Annotated in this window: 17 protein-coding genes; 10 read left to right on the forward strand and 7 right to left on the reverse strand. The window is 68.9% G+C overall.

Annotation, left to right across the window (positions count from 1 at the left end; genetic code table 11):
- Positions 1-39: 39 nt before the first annotated feature.
- Positions 40-486, forward strand: a complete 447-nt coding sequence (locus BU28_RS0120345) for a pore-forming ESAT-6 family protein (RefSeq protein ID WP_036763929.1) — start codon at positions 40-42, stop codon at positions 484-486.
- 70 nt (positions 487-556) lie between these two features.
- On the opposite strand, the gene BU28_RS0120350 is transcribed toward BU28_RS0120345, so the two are convergent.
- Complete coding sequence (locus BU28_RS0120350) at positions 557-898, reverse strand: MmcQ/YjbR family DNA-binding protein (RefSeq protein WP_028721059.1); 342 nt, start codon at positions 896-898, stop codon at positions 557-559.
- 153 nt (positions 899-1051) lie between these two features.
- On the opposite strand from BU28_RS0120350, the gene cysS reads away from it, so the two are divergent.
- Genes cysS through BU28_RS0120365 form a run of 3 tightly spaced genes read left to right on the forward strand, consistent with a single transcriptional unit; the run spans position 1052 to position 4894 of the window.
- Positions 1052-2437 carry a cysteine--tRNA ligase gene (gene cysS, locus BU28_RS0120355; protein WP_028721060.1) on the forward strand — a complete coding sequence of 462 codons (1386 nt, stop codon included), beginning with the start codon at positions 1052-1054 and terminating at the stop codon, positions 2435-2437.
- A gap of 16 nt (positions 2438-2453) precedes the next feature.
- Complete coding sequence (cimA, locus tag BU28_RS0120360; RefSeq protein WP_028721061.1) at positions 2454-4067, forward strand: citramalate synthase; 1614 nt, start codon at positions 2454-2456, stop codon at positions 4065-4067.
- Positions 4064-4894, forward strand: coding sequence for a squalene/phytoene synthase family protein (locus BU28_RS0120365; protein ID WP_028721062.1), 831 nt, complete (start codon positions 4064-4066; stop codon positions 4892-4894). The genes cimA and BU28_RS0120365 overlap by 4 nt, the downstream gene beginning before the upstream one ends.
- 56 nt (positions 4895-4950) lie before the next feature.
- Here BU28_RS0120365 and eno read toward each other — a convergent pair whose 3' ends face one another.
- The 4 genes from eno to BU28_RS0120385 all read right to left on the reverse strand — a co-directional run bounded on the left by eno (position 4951) and on the right by BU28_RS0120385 (position 8870).
- Positions 4951-6228: a phosphopyruvate hydratase gene (gene eno / locus BU28_RS0120370; protein WP_028721063.1), complete on the reverse strand. Its 1278-nt coding sequence runs from the start codon at positions 6226-6228 to the stop codon at positions 4951-4953.
- A 65-nt stretch (positions 6229-6293) separates the two neighbouring features.
- Positions 6294-7052 carry an endonuclease/exonuclease/phosphatase family protein gene (locus tag BU28_RS0120375; RefSeq protein ID WP_036763836.1) on the reverse strand — a complete coding sequence of 253 codons (759 nt, stop codon included), beginning with the start codon at positions 7050-7052 and terminating at the stop codon, positions 6294-6296.
- 6 nt (positions 7053-7058) lie between these two features.
- A complete protein-coding gene (locus BU28_RS0120380) occupies positions 7059-8477 on the reverse strand; it encodes a protein adenylyltransferase SelO (protein ID WP_028721065.1) in 1419 nt (472 codons plus the stop codon).
- 54 nt (positions 8478-8531) lie between these two features.
- Positions 8532-8870: an SMR family transporter gene (locus BU28_RS0120385; RefSeq protein WP_036763839.1), complete on the reverse strand. Its 339-nt coding sequence runs from the start codon at positions 8868-8870 to the stop codon at positions 8532-8534.
- Positions 8871-8991: 121 nt separating this feature from the next.
- Between BU28_RS0120385 and obgE the strand changes: the two genes are divergently transcribed.
- Together obgE and proB are read left to right on the forward strand one after the other, a co-directional pair.
- On the forward strand, positions 8992-10023 hold the full coding sequence (gene obgE / locus BU28_RS0120390) for a GTPase ObgE (protein WP_028721067.1): 1032 nt from the start codon (positions 8992-8994) through the stop codon (positions 10021-10023).
- On the forward strand, positions 10011-11123 hold the full coding sequence (proB, locus tag BU28_RS0120395; protein WP_028721068.1) for a glutamate 5-kinase: 1113 nt from the start codon (positions 10011-10013) through the stop codon (positions 11121-11123). Before obgE ends, proB begins: the two co-directional genes overlap by 13 nt.
- A gap of 129 nt (positions 11124-11252) precedes the next feature.
- Here proB and BU28_RS0120400 read toward each other — a convergent pair whose 3' ends face one another.
- Together BU28_RS0120400 and pepN are read right to left on the reverse strand one after the other, a co-directional pair.
- Positions 11253-12140 (reverse strand): 1-acyl-sn-glycerol-3-phosphate acyltransferase, encoded by an 888-nt coding sequence (locus tag BU28_RS0120400; RefSeq protein ID WP_374384834.1) that lies wholly within the window; start codon positions 12138-12140, stop codon positions 11253-11255.
- A gap of 70 nt (positions 12141-12210) precedes the next feature.
- Entirely contained in the window at positions 12211-14754 is a 2544-nt protein-coding gene (gene pepN / locus BU28_RS0120405; RefSeq protein WP_028721070.1) for an aminopeptidase N, read from the reverse strand.
- A gap of 172 nt (positions 14755-14926) precedes the next feature.
- On the opposite strand from pepN, the gene BU28_RS23995 reads away from it, so the two are divergent.
- The 4 genes from BU28_RS23995 to prmC all read left to right on the forward strand — a co-directional run bounded on the left by BU28_RS23995 (position 14927) and on the right by prmC (position 19940).
- Entirely contained in the window at positions 14927-15661 is a 735-nt protein-coding gene (locus BU28_RS23995) for a hypothetical protein (protein ID WP_036763844.1), read from the forward strand.
- A gap of 168 nt (positions 15662-15829) precedes the next feature.
- The gene (locus BU28_RS0120415; RefSeq protein ID WP_028721071.1) at positions 15830-17968 is read left to right on the forward strand and encodes a malate synthase G; all 2139 of its coding nucleotides are present in this window, start codon (positions 15830-15832) and stop codon (positions 17966-17968) included.
- Between the two features lie 86 nt (positions 17969-18054).
- Positions 18055-19110 carry a peptide chain release factor 1 gene (gene prfA, locus BU28_RS0120420; RefSeq protein ID WP_028721072.1) on the forward strand — a complete coding sequence of 352 codons (1056 nt, stop codon included), beginning with the start codon at positions 18055-18057 and terminating at the stop codon, positions 19108-19110.
- Positions 19110-19940: a peptide chain release factor N(5)-glutamine methyltransferase gene (prmC, locus tag BU28_RS0120425; protein WP_028721073.1), complete on the forward strand. Its 831-nt coding sequence runs from the start codon at positions 19110-19112 to the stop codon at positions 19938-19940. The genes prfA and prmC overlap by 1 nt, the downstream gene beginning before the upstream one ends.
- The last annotated feature ends 41 nt before the right edge of the window (positions 19941-19981 follow it).

A 19981-nucleotide genomic window follows, 5' to 3' on the forward strand; every position in this document is an offset into this window, starting at 1 on the left:
TGCCACCTTTGCCCCGCAATGCAACAGACGGAGATCGAGATGATCGCACGTTCCGCCATTCTGGCAACCCTTGCCGCCGCCGGCCTTGCCACGGCCGCCTTCGCGCAGGACGCAGCCGCCCCGGCGCCTGCCACCCCGGCGCCCGCCGCAACGGCCGAGGCGCCCGCAGCCCCCACCGCCGCCGATGCCGGCGCCGCCTATGAAAGCGCGCGCAACCAGCTTGGCGTGCTGACATATTGCCAGGAAAAGGGCTTCATCAACGCCGAGGCGGTCGAGACGCAGAACAAGCTGTTGACCATGATCCCGCCCGGCGACACTGCGAAGGGCGACGCCGCCGAGGCCAAGGGCAAGGAAGGCACCGTATCCGCCATGGGGGTCGAACGGTCGCTAGCCGACGCCGCCAAAGAACAGAGCACCACCGAGGACGCGCTCTGCAAGCAGATGGACGCGCTGCTGAAGCAACTGGCGACGCAGGTGCCGAGCTGAGGCATCGGGCCGCCCCGGTCGCTCCGGGTGGCCTTTGGGCCGGCGCCGTGGCAATGGCGGTGCCGGCCGCTTACAGCGGGGGCAGGGCGGCCTGCGCCTTTTTTGTCAGGCCGCCCCGCACCAGCCGATAGGAATGGCGAATGCGGTGCGCCAGCTCGTCCGGGGCGGCGTCCATCGGCATGGCGACCCAGCTTGCGTGCAGATAGGCCGCGCGCTCGGCGACGCCTGTTTCGATCAGGAAGGCGGCGGTTTCCGTGCTGTCCGTCTTGACCGAGACATGGCTGCCCGTCACCCCGATCAGGGCAAAGACCTTGCCGCCCACCTTCCAGCAATCATGCCCTCCGCCCCAAGGGTCCGACCATTCGGCCCCAGGCTGTGCAGCGCAGATTTCATTGACCAGTTCGCGGCTCATGACGCGAGTGTTGCAGCCTCTCTTGGCAGAGGCAAGGCGATGCGTTAAGCGAAGGCATGAACCGCCGCACCGCCACCAACTGCTGCATCATTACCGGCTGAAAAACAGGCGGGCGGATCATGGTGATCTGATGACGCCCGCAAAGGGGAAGTCATGGTCGAACTCAGGCTGACGAATACCAGGACGCGCGGAAAAGAGCCCTTCCGCCCGATCGACCCCGCCAATGTGCGGCTGTATCTGTGCGGGCCCACGGTCTATGACCGCGCGCATCTGGGCAATGCGCGCCCCGTCGTCGTGATCGACGTGCTGGTGCGGCTGCTGCGCCATGTCTATGGCGCGGATCACGTGACCTATGTGCGCAACTTCACCGACGTGGACGACAAGATCAACGCGACCGCTCTGGCGCGCCAGCAGGAGGGCGCGCCTGGCAGCTTGGAGGATCTGATCCGCCAGCGGACCGAGGAAACCATCGGCTGGTATCACGCCGACATGGACGCGCTGGGGGCGGCCCGCCCCGACCACGAGCCGCGCGCGACCGACTACATTCCGCAGATGATCGCCATGATCCAGACGCTGATCGACGGCGGGCACGCCTATGCGCGGGACGGCCATGTGCTGTTCCGGGTGCGCTCCTATGCCGACTACGGCAAGCTGTCGGGGCGCTCGGTCGATGACATGATCGCCGGGGCCCGGGTCGAGGTCGCGCCCTTCAAGGAAGATCCGATGGATTTCGTTCTGTGGAAACCCTCGGACGCCGAACTGCCCGGTTGGGACAGCCCCTGGGGACGCGGCCGGCCGGGCTGGCATATCGAATGCTCGGCCATGTCGCTGGAACTGCTGGGCGAAAGCTTCGACATCCACGCCGGCGGCATCGACCTGCAATTCCCGCATCACGAAAACGAGATCGCGCAAAGCTGCTGCGCCCATCCGCACGGCGAATTTGCCCGCGTCTGGCTGCACAACGAGATGCTGCAGGTCGAGGGCAAGAAGATGTCCAAGTCCCTGGGCAATTTCTTCACCGTCCGCGACCTGCTGGACCAGGGCATCCCGGGCGAGGTGATCCGCTTTGTGCTGCTCTCCACGCATTACCGCAAGCCGATGGACTGGACGGCCGAAAAGGCGCGCGAGGCCGAAGCGGTGCTGCGCAAGTGGCGCGGCCTGACCGCCGGAACCGACCCCGCGCCCAGCCCGTCCGCTGCTGTCATCGCCGCTCTGGCCGACGACCTGAACACGGCCGGCGCCATCGCGGCGTTGCACGACCTGGCCGGCAAGGGCGACGGGGCGGGCCTTCTGGCTTCGGCCCGTCTGCTGGGGCTGCTTGGCGAAGACCTGGGCGGGTGGGCCCAGGCCCCCGACCTGTCGGCCTGGGCGGCGCGCCTGGACGACCTGCGCGCGGCGGCCAAGGCATCCAAGGACTTCTCGGCGGTCGATGCGCTGAAGGCTGCCCTGCTGTCCGCCGGGGCCGAGGTGCGGATGGGGCCGGCCGGGGTCGAGCTAGTCCCCGGGCCCGATTTCGACGCCGCCAAACTTCCCCAGTAACGAAGCGAGCCAGCCCATGCGCCAGCGCCTTTCCCTGTACGACACCACGCTGCGCGACGGCCAGCAGACCCAGGGCGTGCAGTTCAGCGCCGCCGAAAAGGCCGAGATAGCGCTGATGCTGGACAGTCTGGGCGTCGACTATATCGAGGGCGGCTGGCCCGGCGCCAATCCGACCGACAGCGATTTCTTTGCCCAGGCCCCCGCGACGCGCGCCACCATGACTGCGTTCGGCATGACCAAGCGGGCGGGGCGCTCGGCCCAGAACGACGACGTGCTGGCGGCGGTGCTGGATGCGGGCACGCCGGCCGTCTGCCTGGTCGGCAAGACCCATCCGTTTCACGTCCGGGAGGCGCTGGGGATCACGCTGGAGGAGAACCTGGAAAATATCCGCGCCTCGGTCGCGCATCTGGTGGCCCAGGGCCGCGAGGCGCTGTTCGACGCCGAGCATTTCTTCGACGGCTACGCCGAGGACCCGGATTATGCGCTGGCCTGCCTGGATGCGGCGCTGGGGGCGGGCGCGCGCTGGCTGGTGCTGTGCGACACCAACGGCGGCACCCTGCCCGAACGGGTCGGCGCGGTCACGCGCGCGGTGATCGCCGCCGGCATCCCGGGCGAGCGGCTGGGCATCCATGCCCATGACGACACCGGCAATGCCGTGGCCTGCACGCTGGCCGCCGTCGATGCGGGCGCACGCCAGATCCAGGGCACGCTGAACGGCCTGGGCGAGCGGTGCGGCAACGCCAGCCTGACGACGCTGATCCCGACGCTGCTGCTGAAGGAACCCTATGCCACGGCCTATGACACCAACGTGGCCGGGCTTTCCGACCTGACCCGCATCTCGCGCCGGCTGGACGAGATCCTGAACCGCGCCCCCCAGCGCGCCGCGCCCTATGTCGGGACGTCGGCCTTTGCGCACAAGGCGGGGCTGCACGCCAGCGCCATCCTGAAAAATCCCGCCACCTATGAACATGTCGACCCCGCGCTGGTCGGCAACGAACGCATCATCCCGATGTCGAATCAGGCCGGCCAGTCGAACCTGCGCGCGCGGCTGGCCGAGGCCGGGATCGAGGTCGGGCGCGACGATCCGGCGCTGGCCCGCATCCTGGACCTGGTCAAGGCGCGCGAGGATGCGGGCTATGCCTATGACGGCGCCCAGGCCAGTTTCGAACTGCTGGCCCTGGCCGAACTGGGCCGGTTGCAGCATTACTTCACCGTCGAGCGCTATCGCGTCACCGTCGAGCGGCGCAAGAACGCGCTGGGAAAGCGTATCTCGGTTTCCGAGGCGGTGGTGGTGGTCCAGATCGGCGGCCAGCGGATGCTGTCAGTCAGCGAAAGCATGGACGACGAAGGGCAGGACCGCGGCCCGGTCAACGCGCTGTGGCGGGCGCTGGCCAAGGATCTTGGCCCTTACCAAAGGCATATCGACGACATGCATCTGGTCGATTTCCGCGTGCGCATCACCGGCGGCGGCATCGAGGCGGCGACGCGCGTCATCATCGACAGCGCCGACGGCCAAGGCCATCGCTGGTCCACGGTGGGCGTGTCGCCCAACATCGTCGATGCCAGTTTCGAGGCGCTGGCTGAGGCGATCCGCTGGAAGCTGGTCCGCGACGGAGTGACCCCGGCATGAGCCTGGACACCTGTGCCGAAAGCCTGCGCGCCCATGACCCTGACCGCTTTGGCATCTGCCTGCTGGCACCGCCCGAGGCGCGGCCGCGGTTGCTGACGCTTTACGCGCTGAACCTGGAACTGGCGCGCGCGCCCCTGGCCTCGGCCGAGCCGCTGATCGCCGAGATGCGGCTGCAGTGGTGGATCGAGCGGCTGGAGGGGCTGGCAGACGGCGCGGTGCCCTCGCACGAGCTGCTGACGCCGCTGGCCGGGGCTTGGGGCGCGCGGGCGGCGGGTTTTGCGGCATTGGCCGAGCCGCGCCGGCGCGATGCGGCGCGTGAGCCGCATGACGGAGCGGATGCTGTCGTAACCTATGTGCGGGAAACCGCGGTGCCGCTGGCGTTGTTCGCGGCCGAGGCGCTGGCGTCCGGGTCGGGCATTGCCACCGGGGGCTTCGCGCCCCCGGACCCCCGCGGGATATTTGGACAAGAAAGAAGCACAGAGGCGGCATATGTGATCGCCCAGCAGGCCGAGGGGCTGGGACTTGCGGCCTGGCTTGCGGCCTTGCCCGCCTTGCAGGGCTTGGGACTGGGATTGCGGGACCCGTCGCCGCAGGTGCTGGCGGATTTGGCCGGGCGCGCGCGGGGGCGGCTGGGCGAGGCGCGGGCCGGGCGGCGTGCGGTGCCGCGCAGGCTCGCGCCGGCGCTGTTTCCCGGTGCGGGCGTCGATCCGGTGCTCAGGGTGGCGCCGAAGGGGATCGAGGCCTTGGCCGCGCTGCCTGTCCCGTCCGAGTTCCGTCGCCGCCTGGCGCTGGGGGCGTTTTCGCTGACCCATCGCTGGTGGCTGTGACCCGGACATGAAAAAGGGCGGCCGAGGGCCGCCCTTTCCATCCTTGAGCCTGCCGTTTAGCCGCGCAGGATCGACGTCCCGGCATAGACGGCGGACGCGCCGAGCATTTCCTCGATGCGGATCAGCTGGTTGTATTTCGCCAGCCGGTCCGAGCGGGCCAGCGAGCCGGTCTTGATCTGGCCGCAGTTCGTCGCCACGGCGAGGTCGGCGATGGTGGCGTCCTCGGTCTCGCCCGAGCGGTGCGACATCACGCTGGTATAGCGGGCGCGGTCGGCCATGCGCACGGCGTCCAGCGTCTCGGTCAGGGTGCCGATCTGGTTCACCTTCACCAGCAGCGAGTTCGCGCAGCCCTTGGCGATGCCCTCGGCCAGACGCTCGGGGTTGGTCACGAAGAGGTCGTCGCCGACCAGCTGCACGCGGTCGCCCAGGCGTTCGGTCAGCAGCTTCCAGCCGTCCCAGTCGTCTTCCGAGCAGCCGTCCTCGATCGACAGGATCGGGTAGTCGTTGCAGAGCGCTTCCAGGTAGGCGACGTTTTCGGAGGGCGTCAGGGACTTGCCCTCGCCCTTCATCTCGTATTTCCCGCCCTTGAAATACTCGGTCGAGGCGCAGTCGAGCGCCAGCATGATGTCGTCGCCGGGCGCGTAGCCGGCCTTTTCGATGGCCTTCAGGATGAAGTCGAGCGCGTCGCGGGTCGAGCTGAGGTTCGGCGCGAAGCCGCCCTCGTCGCCGACGCCGGTGGCAAGGCCCGCCGCCGAGAGTTCCTTCTTCAGCGTGTGGAACACCTCGGAGCCCATGCGCACGGCGTCGCGGATGTTCTCCGCCGAAACCGGCATGATCATGAATTCCTGGATGTCGATCGGGTTGTCGGCATGTTCGCCGCCGTTGATGATGTTCATCATCGGCACCGGCAGCACATGCGCGCCCGTGCCGCCGACATAGCGGTAAAGCGGCTGGGCGCTGGCCTCGGCGGCGGCCTTGGCGACGGCCAGCGAGACGCCCAGGATGGCGTTGGCGCCCAGGCGGCCCTTGTTCGGGGTGCCGTCCAGTTCGATCATGGCGCGGTCCAGGCCGATCTGGTCGGTCGCATCCTCGCCGATCAGGTTCTCGGCGATCTCGCCGTTGACGGCGTTGACGGCTTCCAGAACGCCCTTGCCCATGTAGCGCGCCTTGTCGCCGTCGCGCTTTTCGACCGCCTCATGCGCCCCCGTCGAGGCCCCCGAGGGAACCGCCGCGCGGCCCATGGTGCCGTCCTCCAGCGTCACGTCGACCTCGACGGTCGGGTTGCCTCGGCTGTCCAGGATCTCGCGCGCGAAGATGTCGATGATGGCGGTCATGTTCCGTCCCTCTGGTGACAATGGTTGGCCGGATGTTTAGCGGCCTTCCATGACAGGGAAAAGCGTCATTCGGCCGGGTTCTCGCCGACACGGCCGGAAATACCCGGCTCGGGGGCGGCGGACCAGGGCTCCAGGCGAAGGTCGGCCCAGATCGGCAGGTGGTCGCTGGCCTGGCGCGCGATGTCGCTGTCCCAGACGCCGCTGTCAAGGACCTCGATCCCGCGCGACACGGCGATGCGGTCATAGCGCAGGCGCGGAAAGGGCGCGGGCCAGCTGGGCCCGGGCGCCAGGACGTGCATCGGCTCCAGCGCCTCGAGCCCCCGGTTGTCGTGCCATTCGTTGAAATCGCCCGTCAGGATCAGCCGGTCGTTGCCCAGGCGCCCGGCCTGGGCAACCAGGCGCGCCAGTTGCGCGCGGCGGGACGACCGGACCAGCCCGAGGTGCACGGCGATCACGGTCAGACCCGGAAGCCGCAAGGCCAATGCGCCGCGCGGCTCGATCCCCGGCAGGGGAAGGCGGCGGACCTGAGCCTTGTCCAGAAGCGCGGGCCGCAGCAGGATGGTCTGGCCGTGCCAGCCCAGCGAATTGCTGCCGGTGCCGGAAAAGACGGCGGGGACCAGGCCCGTCATCTCCTCGATCCGGGCGCGGGGCAGGGCTTCGGGACGCGAGCCCAGGCGAAAGTCCACCTCTTGCAGGGCGATGACATCGGCGCCGATGTCCGAGATCACCTGGAGATTGCGTTCGGGGGCGTGGGGGCCGGTCATGCCCCGGCACTTGTGCAGGTTGTAGCTGGCCAGGCGCAGGCTGGGATTGCTGAGGGGCATGGGGCCTCAGGTGCCGCAGAAGGTGCGTTGAACGGTTTCGTCGGCCGCTGGCGCAACGGCCAGGTCGTCCCAGTCCGGCCGGTCCTGAAAGGGCTGGCGCAGTGCCGCGTCGAGCCTGTGGAACAGGGTGAAATCCCCCTCGTCCCGCGCGGCCGCAATCGCCTGCTCGATCCGGTGGTTGCGGGGAATGCGGCGCGGATTGGCCCGTGCCATGACCTGCGCGGCCTGCCCGTCGCCGCCGATCCGGCCCTGCCAGTCGCGGGACCAGCGATCCCAGGCCTCGCGGTCGATGAATTCGTCCCGGGCCGTGCCGTCCGACAGGCCGGCGAAGACGCGGGTGAAATCGGCGCGCTCGGCGGCCATCAGGCTCAGCAGGCGCTCGATCAATTCGCGATCCTCGGGGCTGGGCTGGGCGATGCCCAGCTTTGCGCCAAAGACCCGCAGCCATTCGGCCTGGTAGAGCACGGGAAAGCCATGAACGATCCGCGTCGCCTCGGCCACCGCCGCATCGTCGTTGCCCATCAGCGGCACCAGGCAGCTTGCCAGCTGCGCCAGGTTCCAGACCGCGATGTTGGGCTGTTCGTTCCAGGCATACCGCCCGTGCGCGTCGATCGAGGAAAACACCTGGTCCGGCCTGTAGCCGTCCATGAAGGCGCAGGGGCCGTAATCGATCGTCTCGCCCGAGACGGACATGTTGTCGGTGTTCATCACCCCGTGGATGAAGCCCAGGCCCATCCAGCCCGCGATGGTCCTGGCCTGCGCCTCGACCACGCGCTGCAACAGGTCGGCGGCGCCCGATGCCTGCGGATAGTGCCGCGCGATGACGTGATCGGCCAGCAGCTGCAGCCGGTCACGGTCGCCCCGCGCGGCGTAGAACTCGAAGGTGCCGACGCGGATGTGGCTGGCGGCCACCCGCGCCAGCACGGCGCCGGGCAGGATGGTTTCGCGGATGACGGTTTCGCCGGTCGCGATGGCGGCCAGCGCCCGCGTGGTCGGGATGCCGAAGGCCGCCATGAACTCGCTGACCAGGTATTCGCGCAGCACCGGGCCCAGCCAGGCCCGCCCGTCGCCGCGCCGGGAAAAGGGCGTAGGGCCCGCGCCTTTCAGCTGCAGGTCGAAGCGCCGCCCGTCCGGCGCCAGGATTTCGCCCAGCAGGACCGCGCGCCCGTCGCCCAGCTGGGGCGAGAATCCGCCGAACTGATGGCCGGCATAGGCCTGGGCAATCGGCTCGGCCCCTTCGGGCAGGACGTTGCCGGCCAGCATCTGCACCCCCTCGGGTCCCGCCAGCCAGTCGGCATCGAGGCCCAGGGTTTCGGCCAGAGGCCGGTTCAGCGCAATCAGAGACGGGTCGCGCACCGGCGTGGGCGCGGTCCGGGTGAAGAAGCCCTGCGGCAGCCGGGCATAGCTGTTGTCGAAGTGGATCATCGCGGCCCCCTTTCGACATTATCTAGACCCGGTTGCGGAAAAGTTAAGGGCACCTCAATGCGTGACGCTGTTCGAGAACAGGTTCACCACCACGACGCCGGCAACGATCAGCCCCAGTCCGATGACCGCGGGCAGGTCCAGCTTCTGGCCGAAGACCACCAGCCCGATCAGCGAAACCAGCACGATTCCCAATGCGCTCCAGATCGCATAGGCGATGCCCAGGGGGATCGTCCTCAGCGTGAGGCTGAGGAAATAGAACGCCGCGCCATAGCAGATCGCGGTCATCAGCGTCGGGAACAACCGCGTGAACTGTTCGCTGCGTTGCAGGAAGGTCGTGCCCACCACTTCGAGCGCGATGGCGACGGTCAGCATCGTATAGGTCAGGACAGGCATGGCGGGCTCCGTTCGGCTTGGTCCGAGATCTAGCACCGCGCCGGGGTCAAAGTCACGCCGCCCTTGAACCGGAAACGCGATATGCGTATCCCACGGGTTTGCCAATGCAAGGATGCTGACCGTGAAATTCCTCGATCTTGCCAAGGTCTATGTCCGTTCGGGCGGAGGCGGCGCGGGTTGCGTGTCCTTCCGCCGCGAGAAGTTCATCGAATATGGCGGCCCCGACGGCGGCGACGGCGGACGCGGCGGCGATGTCTGGGCCGAGGCGGTCGGCGGGCTGAATACGCTGATCGACTTCCGGTTCCAGCAGCATTTCTTTGCGAAATCCGGCCAGCACGGGATGGGGGCCCAGCGCACCGGCGCCTCGGGCGAGGACGTGGTGCTGCGCGTGCCCGTCGGCACCGAGATCCTGGACGAGGATCAGGAAACCGTGATCGCCGACCTGACCGAACCGGGCCAGCGCGTGCTGCTGGCCAAGGGCGGCAACGGCGGCTTTGGCAACCTGCACTTCAAAAGCTCGACCAACCGCGCGCCGCGCAACGCCAATCCCGGCCAGCCCGGCATCGAACGGACGCTGTGGCTGCGATTGAAGCTGATCGCGGATGCCGGCCTTCTGGGCCTGCCCAATGCCGGAAAGTCGACCTTCCTGTCGGCGGTGTCGAACGCCCGGCCCAAGATCGCCGACTATCCCTTCACCACGCTGCACCCGAACCTGGGCGTGGTGGGCATCGACCAGCACGAATTCGTCATGGCCGACATCCCCGGCCTGATCGAGGGCGCAAGCGAGGGCAGGGGTCTCGGTGACCAGTTCCTGGGTCATGTCGAACGCTCGCGCGTGCTTCTGCACCTGGTCGACGGTACGGCCGAGGACGTGGCGGGCGATGCGCGCACCATCCTGGCCGAGCTTGCCGCCTATTCGCCCGCGCTGGCCGAAAAGCCCCGGGTGACGGCCCTGAACAAGATCGACGCCATCGACCCCGAGGAGCGCGAGGAAAAGCGCGCCGCGCTGGAAGCCGAGACCGGCGGCCCGGTCCTGCTGATGTCGGGCGTCTCGCGCGAAGGGGTGGCCGAGGTGCTGCGCGCGCTCTGGGCGCAGATCGCACCGTCGCGCGGGGCCGTCGCGGAAAAGGACGACCAGCCGTGGCGACCCTGATCCCGGATCTGGCGCGGGCGCAGCGCCTGGTGGTCAAGATCGGCTCGGCCCTGCTGGTGGGGCCGGACGGGCTGCGCGCGGCCTGGCTGCGCGCGCTGTGCGACGACGTGGCGGCGGCGCGGGCGCGGGGAACGGATGTGGTGCTGGTGTCCTCGGGCGCCATCGCGCTGGGGCGGCAGGTGCTGGAACTGCCGCCGGGCTCGCTGCGGGTCGAGCAGTCCCAGGCGGCGGCAGCCGTGGGCCAGATCCGCCTGGCCCGCGCCTATGAGGAGGCGCTGGCCCCGCATGGCGTCAAGACCGCGCAGTTGCTGGTGACGCTGGACGACACGATGGACCGGCGCCGCTACCTCAACAGCCGGGCGACCATGCAGACGCTGCTGGGCCTGGGTACCGTGCCCATCGTGAACGAAAACGACACCGTGGCGACGGACGAGATCCGCTTTGGCGACAACGACCGGCTGGCGGCCCAGATCGCCGTGACCTGCGGTGCCGACCAGTTGCTGCTGTTGTCCGATGTGGACGGGCTGTACACCGCCAACCCCAAGACCGATCCCACGGCGCGCCACCTGCCGGTGGTTGAGCAGATCACCCCCGAGATCGAGGCCATGGGCGGCGATCCGATTTCTGGCGTCAGCAAGGGGGGCATGAAGACCAAGCTGATGGCCGCGCGCACCGCCGTGGCCGGCGGCTGCGCCATGGCGATCGCCGAGGGCTCGGTCCTGAACCCGCTTGCCGCCGTGGCAGGGGGCGCGCGGGTGACGTGGTTCCTGCCCGACACCGACCCCCATGCGGCACGCAAGCGCTGGATCGCGGCGATGAAGCCGAAGGGCGAGATCACCGTCGATGCCGGTGCGGCCGAGGCGCTGGGGCGAGGCAAGTCCCTGCTGCCGGCCGGCGTCACCGCCATCTCGGGCCGCTTCGGGCGGGGCGATCCGGTCGTGATCCAGAACGGGCAGGGCGCGCGGCTCGCCTCGGGGCTGGTGCGTTACTCCTCGACCGAGGCCCGCGCCATTGCCGGGCACCGCAGCGACGAGATCGGTGCCATTCTGGGCTATCCCGGCCGTGCCGCGCTGATCCATCGCGACGACATGGTGGTCTGACGCGCCGCAACGCCTTTCGGGTGGCGCCGCCGCATGGGTATTTCAGAAACGGTGAATGGCAGGCGCGGCGCTGCGCCATTCACCGTTTTTCAAATACCCAAGAACAGTGCCGTTCGAGGGACATCGGGATTACTCGATGGGTCGCGGGGTCACGACGGCATGGCGGCCCTGCGACAGCCGGCGGAGCTGCGATAGCTTGACTGCGCCTTCGCCCGGTGCGGGCAGGGCCAGGACCGTGTCGCGCAGCAGGGCGATCCCGTCCTCGCTGCGGGCGGGCAAGGCCGAGGGCGGGATGGGTGCGCCGATCGTCACCCGGAACGGCTGGCCGGTCTTGTTCAGGACCTCGTTGAACAGGGTCACGTCGCGCACGGTGGGGTGGATCGCGTCGAGCAGATAGAACAGGACCGAATTGCGCGCCCGGATCCGCAGCGGGATCACCGGCACGTCGAACTTCTTGGCGATCATCGCGGCGCTCGCCATCCAGGGCCGTTCGTGCAGCGCCAGGCCGCGCCGCTTGGCCAGGCGTCCGGACGGGAAGATCAGCCCGATGCGGCCGCGGTCCAGCGCCTCGCGCGTGTAGTCCATCGTCGCGCGGGTCTTGGAGTGGCTGCGCTTTTCCACGCGCCATTCGACCGGGGCGATCAGGCTGGAAGACTGCGGCAGGATGCGCATGATGTCGTGGTTGGCGTAGATGAACAGGTCGTCCCGCACCGCCGACACCAGCGCGCTAAGCACGATGCCGTCCGCGATGCCGGTCGGATGGTTCGACACGATCAGCGCCGGCCCGGTCGCCGGGATATGTTCCAGCCCCTCGACGGTCAGGTCGCGCACGATCAGCTGGGCGACGCGGCGCATCACCTCGTCCATGGGCAGGTCGCGGTACTCTGCCCCAAGCTCGACGGTGCGCGGATAGCGCAGCAGCCACATCAGCGCCTGCCGCGCGAGCTCATGGTGCCAGCGGCCCGAAAAGAGCCAGGGCGCCCGCTCGTGTATCAGCGGATCAAGACGGTTCTTCATGTCCTCGCGGGCATCCATGAGTCCGTAATGCCGTGCCCGCAAGGCCGCCGCAAGGGCGGTTCTTGCGGGCCTAGCCGGCACCGGCAAGGATGCGCGTAACCATCTCGGATGTGTTGCGCGAAAGCCCCGGCAGGGCAGCCAGCCGTTCCAGCGCGGCGCGCGCCCGGGCGCGGCGGTCCGCGTCATAGCGCGAGATCGTCTCGAAGGCCGAACACATCCGGGCCGCGGTCTGCGGGTTGACCGGGTCGAGGCGCATCAGCCACTCGGCCACGAAGTCGTAGCCCGAACCGTCGGCCGCGTGGAAGCCCGCATGGTTCGCGGTCAGCCCGCCGATCAGGGCGCGGAACCGGTTGGGGTTCTTCCAGTCGAAATCGGGGCGGGCCGCCAGGGCGCGGGCGCGGGCCACCGCCTGACGGGGCGGGCTGCGCAGCGGCTGGACCATGAACCACTTGTCCATGACCAGCCGGTTGTCCGAGAAGTCGCGGGCGAAATCGGCCAGCGCCTCGGCGTCGCGGCCCAGCGTCACCAACTGTTCCAGCGCCCCCTGGCGTTCGGTCATGTTGGTGGCATCGGCAAACAGCGCCTTGGCCCGGGCGCCCCCATCCAGCCGCGACAGCGGCCCCAGGCAGGCCAGCCACAGGCTGCGCCGGCCCGCGCCCTCGGCATCGGGGCGATAGGGGCCAAAGGATGCCATGGCGTCGTAAAGCCGGGCCAGGGCGCGCTGATGCGCCTGGGCAAGCGCCGCCGCCAAGGCCTCGCGCGCGGCGTGGATCGCGTCGGGGTCGGGGGTCGCACCGCGCGCGGCCAGTGTTGTCGCGACCTCCTCCTCGCCGGGCAGGGACAGGCACAGCGCGGCGAAGGCGGGATCGGCCTCGGCCTGGTCCAGAACGCCGCCGAGCGCCTGGACGAACTCGGCCCCGCCTGCGGTCCCGGTGGCTCCGGCCAGCAGCGCGTCCAGCGCCAGATCGTGGCCCGCCTGCCAGCGCGCATAGGGGTCGGTGTCATGCGCAAGCAGCAGCGCCTGTTCGGCGGCCGCCATGTCGCGCGAAACCGTCACCGGCGCGGAAAATCCCCGCAGCAGCGACACGACCGGGCGCGCGCCCAGGCCCTCGAAGGCAAAGCTCTGCTGCGCCTCGGTCATCTCCAGCACCGTGGTCGGCAGCACCTCGTCTCCGTTCGGGCCGATCAGACCCAGGGCGATGGGGATGACGCGCGGCGGCTTTTCCGCCTGACCGGGCGTCGGGGCGGTTTCCTGGCGGAAGTGCAGGGTCAGCGTGCCCGCGTCCCATTCCTCGACCAGGGACAGGCGCGGGGTGCCGGCGTCCGTATACCAGCGCTTGAACTGCGTCAGGTCGCGGCCTGTGGCGTCCTGGAACACGGCGATCCAGTCCTCGATGGTGCAGGCCTGGCCGTCGTGTCGCTTGAAATAGAGGTCCAACGCCGAGGCATAGCCCTCGTCTCCCACCAGCCGCTTGAGCATGCCGATGACCTCGGCGCCCTTTTCGTAGACGGTGGCGGTGTAGAAGTTGTTGATTTCCTGATAGTGATCGGGGCGCGGCGGATGCGCCAGCGGCCCGGCATCCTCGCGGAACTGACGGGCGCGCAGGGTCTGGACGTCATGGATGCGCTTGACCGCGGGGCTGCGCATGTCGGCGGTGAACTGCTGGTCGCGGAACACCGTCAGTCCCTCTTTCAGGCACAGCTGGAACCAGTCGCGGCAGGTGATGCGGTTGCCGGTCCAGTTGTGGAAGTACTCGTGCGCGATCACGCCCTCGATACGCTCGTAATCGCCATCGGTCGCAGTGTCCGCCGTCGCCAGCACCAGCTTGGAGTTGAAGATGTTCAGCCCCTTGTTCTCCATCGCGCCCATGTTGAAATCGTCGACGGCGACGATGTTGAACACGTCCAGATCGTATTCGCGGCCATAGACCTGTTCGTCCCAGCGCATCGAGCGGATCAGGCTTTCCAGCGCATAGCCGGCGCGCCCCTCGTCCCCGGGACGGACCCAGACGTTCAGCGCGACATCGCGACCCGAAGCGGTCGTGAAGCGGTCGGACACCGCGCGCAGATCGCCCGCCACCAGCGCGAACAGATAGGCCGGCTTGGGCCAGGGATCGTGCCAGACGGCGCGGCCGGGGGCGCTTTCCCCGGGGTTGCCGTTCGACAAGAGCACCGGCTGATCGGAATTGATCGTGACGTGAAAGGATGCCATCACGTCGGGCCGGACGGGATACCAGGTGATGTGGCGGAACCCCTCGGCCTCGCACTGGGTGCAGAACATGCCGCCGGACAGATACAGCCCCTCCAGCGCGGTGTTGGTCTCGGGGTCGATCTCGACCTCGGCCTGAAAGGTGAAGGCGTCGGGCAGGTCGGGCACGACCAGCCGTTCGTTCGCCGCGTCGATCAGCGCGGGATCAAGCGGTTTGCCATCCACCGACAGCGCCAGCGTGCGCAGCCCGGCGCCGTCCAGCACCAGGTCGCCCGGGCCCTGGCGGCGAAACGCGATGCGCGAGCGCACCCGCGTGCCGCGTGGCGCCAGGTCGAACTCCAGCCGGGTTTCGGTGATCTGGAACGGATAGAGACGCCAGTCGGCGAGGGATCGGGTGGCGGTCATGGGGCACCTCGGCCTGCGGGAATAAAAACGACAACGCACGGAACTTGTGCGGAAACTCAACAGTTAGACGCCAGATAGCCGGGTCGCAAGCCGGGTGGATCGCCGCGGCGGGATGCGGCCGCCCGCTTCGCCTTACCGCCCAGGATCCGGGGGACATACAGAGGAGAGCGAGATGTCAAATATCGACCCGAACGATCCCAACCGCGTGGATCCGGTGGACCCCGCCCGTCCGGGGCAGGTCAACCAGACCTATGTCGCGCCCGTCGAAAAGCGCGCGTCGCCCCTGCCGCTGATCATCGGTATTCTGCTTGCGCTGGCGATTGCCTATTTCGTTCTGCAATACTTCATGAACCGCAATGAGGTGACGACCGGCGACGAACCCGCCGCGACCACCACCACTGCGCCCGCCACGGACACGACGGCGGCGCCTGCGGGCACCACGACCGCGCCTGCCGCGGACGCCGCCGCCGATGCGGCCAATGACGCGGCCGAATCCGCCGACGCCGCCGCGAATGACGCGGCCAGCGCCGCCAGCAACGCGGCCGATGCCGCAAGCAGCGCGGCCAGCAGCGCCGGCACTGCCGCGAGCAACGCCGCCGAGGATGCCAACGCCGCTGCCGGAAATGCCGCCGATGCGGCCCGCGATGCCGCCGAGGACGCGGCGACTGCCACCGGCAACGCTGTCGATGCGGCAGGGACCTCCGCCGGCAATGCCGCGAACAACGCGGCCGAGGCGGCCAGCGACGCGGCCAGTCAGGCGCGTGATGCCGCGACCGACGCCGCCAATGCGGCAGGCGAAGCCGCGCGCGACGCGGGCGATGCCGTGGGTGATGCGATCAGCGTCGAACCCGCAACGCCGACGACGCCGGCCCCCGGCACGACCACCACGCCCCCTGCCAGCAACTGACGGCGCGGGACATGCATCGGCCGCCGCCCATCCCGGGCGGCGGTTCTTTTATTTTTCGAAAAATCAGATTATACGCCCGATATAAAGTGGCCGGAGTTGTCAATCACCGAGGTTTGGCATACCACCGTGCACCGAACTGCCGACAGAGAACTAAGGAAGGGGATCGCGATGGGTCGCGTGGAAAAGGCCGGATTGCGGGTCGATGAAGTGCTTGCGGATTTCATCAATCAAAGGGCGCTTCCCGCCAGCGGGGTCGAGCCCCGGCGCTTCTGGGAGGGTCTCTCGACGCTGATCCACGACTTCGGCCCCCGCAACCGCGCGCTGCTGGAAAAGCGCGACGCGCTGCAGGCCGCGATCGACGGCTGGCACATCACCCGCCGCGGCGAGCCGGCGGATGCGGGCGCCTATCGCGATTTCCTGACCGAGATCGGCTATCTGGTGCCCGAGGGCGAGGACTTCACCGTCGAGACGCCCGAAACCGATCCCGAATTCGCCAGCATCGCGGGGCCGCAGCTGGTTGTGCCGATCACCAATGCCCGCTACGCGATCAATGCGGCGAACGCCCGCTGGGGCAGCCTTTACGACGCGCTTTACGGCACCGACGCCATGGGCGACCTGCCGCAGGCCAAGGGCTATGACCCCGAACGCGGTGCGCGCGTCATCGCCTGGGCGCGCGACTTCCTGGACGGGGCCGTGCCGCTGGCCGAAGGGTCCTGGGCCGGAATCGACGGGCTTTCGGTTGCGGACGGCGCGCTGGTCCCGGCGCTGCGCGATCCGGCGAAATTTGCCGGCCACATCGGGGAGGCCGGCAAGCCCAGCGACATCTTCCTGCGCAACAACGGGCTGCTGATCCGCGTGGTCATCGACCCCTCGAAACCCGTCGCCCAGCAGGACAAGGCCGGGATCGCCGACCTGGTGATCGAATCCGCCCTGTCCGCGATCATGGATTGCGAGGATTCCGTCGCCTGCGTCGATGGTGCCGACAAGACGCTCGCCTATGGCAACTGGCTGGGCCTGATGGACGGCACCCTGGCCGAAGAGGTCGAGAAGAACGGCAAGACCTTCACCCGCCGCCTGAACCCGGACGTGACCTTCACCGCGCCCGATGGCGCCACGGCGACGGCCAAGGGACGGGCCCTGATGCTGGTGCGCAACGTGGGCCACCTGATGACCACGCCCGCCGTCCTGGACCGCGAGGGCAACGAGGCGTTCGAAGGGCTTCTGGACGCCATGGTCACGACGCTCTGCGCCATGCCCGACCTGAAGAAGGACGGGCCGCGCAATTCGGTCACCGGCTCGATCTATGTGGTCAAGCCCAAGATGCACGGTCCCGAGGAAGTGGCCTTCGCCGTCGAGATCTTCGATTTTGTCGAGGATGTGCTGGGCCTGCCCCGCAACACCGTCAAGCTGGGCATCATGGACGAGGAGCGCCGCACCAGCGCCAACCTCAAGGAATGCATCCGCGCCGCGAAACACCGCGTGGCCTTCATCAACACGGGCTTCCTGGACCGCACCGGCGACGAATACCACACCTCGATGGAGGCGGGCGCGATGCTCGCCAAGGGCGAGATGCGGGGCCAGCCCTGGATTTCCGCCTATGAGGACCGCAACGTCGACATCGGCCTGCGCTGCGGCCTGGCCGGCAAGGCCCAGATCGGCAAGGGCATGTGGGCGATTCCCGACAAGATGGCCAACATGCTGGCGCAAAAGATCGCCCATCCGATGGCCGGCGCGAACACTGCCTGGGTGCCCAGCCCCACGGCCGCCACGCTGCACGCCACGCATTACCACAAGGTCGACGTCCACGCCCGCCAGGCCGAGATCGAGGCGCTGAAGCGTCCGGCGCGACTGGAGGACCTGCTGACCATCCCGCTGGCCCAGGGCCGCAACTACAGCGACGAGGAAATCGCCCGCGAACTGGAAAACAACTGCCAGGGCATCCTGGGCTATGTCGTACGCTGGGTGGACCAGGGGGTCGGCTGCTCGAAGGTGCCGGACATCCACGATGTGGGCCTGATGGAGGACCGTGCGACACTGCGCATCTCGGCCCAGTCGCTGGCGAACTGGCTGCACCACGGCGTGGTGACGCAAAGCCAGGTCATGGACGCCATGCGCAAGATGGCCGAGGTCGTGGACCGCCAGAACGCCGGGGATCCCGCCTATCGCCCGATGGCGCCGGGCTATGACGGGGTTGCGTTCCAGGCCGCCTGCGACCTGGTGTTCCTGGGCCGGATGCAGCCCTCGGGCTATACCGAACCCGTTCTGCACGCCCGCCGCCTGCAGGCTAAGGCCGAGGCGCGGGGCTGAACCCGGCGCGCCCCGCCCGCGCCATGCCGCGGGGCGCGATACCGTTCCGGCTTGCGGGTTGCCGGCTTCGCGGCTAATTCCCACCCATGCTTCCCGCCGAACGCCTGTCCCAGATCACCCAGCGCTTCGAGTTTCTCGAAGCGCGCCTGAACGCCGGTCCCTCGGCCGACGAAATCGCCCGGATCAGCCGCGAATATGCCGAACTGAAGCCCGTCGTCGCCCAGATCGCCGAGTGGCGCGCGGCGCAGGACGGCATCCGCGAGGCGCAGGCCATGCTGGCCGATGCCGAGATGCGCGAGCTGGCCGAGGACGAGTTGTCGCGCCTGCGCGGCCTGCTGCCCGACCTGGAGCAGCGGCTGCGCATTGCCCTGCTGCCGCGCGACGCGGCCGACGCCCGGCCCGCGATCCTGGAGATCCGCCCCGGCACCGGCGGGGGCGAGGCCGCGCTGTTCGCGGGCGATCTGCTGACCATGTATCGCCGCTATGCGGAATCGCAGGGCTGGACCTTTCAGCTGCTGGAGCTGTCAGAATCCGAACTGGGCGGCGTGCGCGAGGCCGTCGCGCGGATCGAGGGCGAGGGCGTCTTTGCCCGGCTGAAATACGAATCCGGCGTGCACCGGGTCCAGCGCGTGCCGGAGACCGAATCCGGCGGCCGCATCCACACCAGCGCCGCGACCGTCGCCGTCCTGCCCGAGGCGGCCGAGGTCGATATCCACATCCCCGCAGGCGACATCCGCATCGACACCATGCGCGCCAGCGGCGCGGGCGGGCAGCATGTCAACACGACAGATTCGGCGGTGCGCATCACCCACCTGCCGACCGGGATCGTCGTGACCAGCAGCGAAAAGTCCCAGCACCAGAACCGCGCCAACGCCATGGCCGTGTTGCGCGCTCGGCTTTACGATCAGGAGCGGAGCCGCGCCGATGCCGAACGCGCTGCCGACCGCAAGTCCCAGGTCGGCTCGGGCGACCGATCGGAACGCATCCGCACCTACAACTTTCCGCAGGGCCGGATGACCGATCACCGCATCGGGTTGACGCTTTATGCGCTGGACCGGATCATGGCGGGCGACCTGACCGAAATCACGGACGCGCTGATCGCCCATGACCAGGCCGCCCGGCTGGCCATGCAGGAGGGCTGATGCCCACCGGGCACGAGATGCTGCGCGCCGCCGTTCCGGTGTTGCAGGCCGCCGGCGTACCGGAGCCGGAACGCGACGCCCGGCTGTTGCTGCAACACGCCCTTGCCGTGCCCCGGCATCGCCTGCGCGAGGCGCTTGACCTGCCGCTGCCCGATGCGGCGGAGGCCGTCTTTCGCGCGGCCATCGCGGCTCGGGCCGCGCGCCAGCCCGTCAGCCAGATCATCGGCCGCCGCGCCTTCTGGAAACACGAATTCCGCGTGACCCGGGACACCCTGGACCCGCGACCTGAAACCGAAACCCTGGTCGCCGCCGCCATAGAGGAGCCCTTCGGCACGGTGCTGGATCTGGGCACCGGGACGGGGGCGATCCTGATCTCGGTCCTGGCCGAGCGGCCGGGCGCCAGGGGAACGGGCGCCGACATTTCGGTCGCGGCGCTTGAAGTGGCGCGTGAAAATGCTGAAATGTCAGGCGTCTGCGCGGATTTCCTCCGGTCAGACTGGTTCTCGGCCGTCGTCGGTCGGTATGATCTGATCGTGTCGAATCCCCCCTATATCGCGCAGGCCGAGATGGCCGATCTGTCGCCCGAGGTGCGCGACTGGGAACCGGCGGGCGCGCTGACCGATGGGGCGGACGGGCTTTCGGCCTATCGTGCCATCGTGGCGGGCGCCCCGGCCCATATGACCCCCGGCGCCCGGCTGATGGTCGAGATCGGCCCGACCCAGGGTGCCGCCGTATCCGCGCTGATGCAGGCGGCCGGGCTCGTGCAGGTGACGCTGCGTCAGGACCTGGATGGCCGCGACCGCGTGGTTTCGGGCCGCAAACCGCGCTGATCCGCCGACCGGGGGCAGATTCCGGGGAAAAATCGAAAAAA

This window comes from Paracoccus yeei ATCC BAA-599 (genome assembly GCF_000622145.1).
Taxonomy (GTDB): Bacteria; Pseudomonadota; Alphaproteobacteria; order Rhodobacterales; family Rhodobacteraceae; genus Paracoccus; species Paracoccus yeei.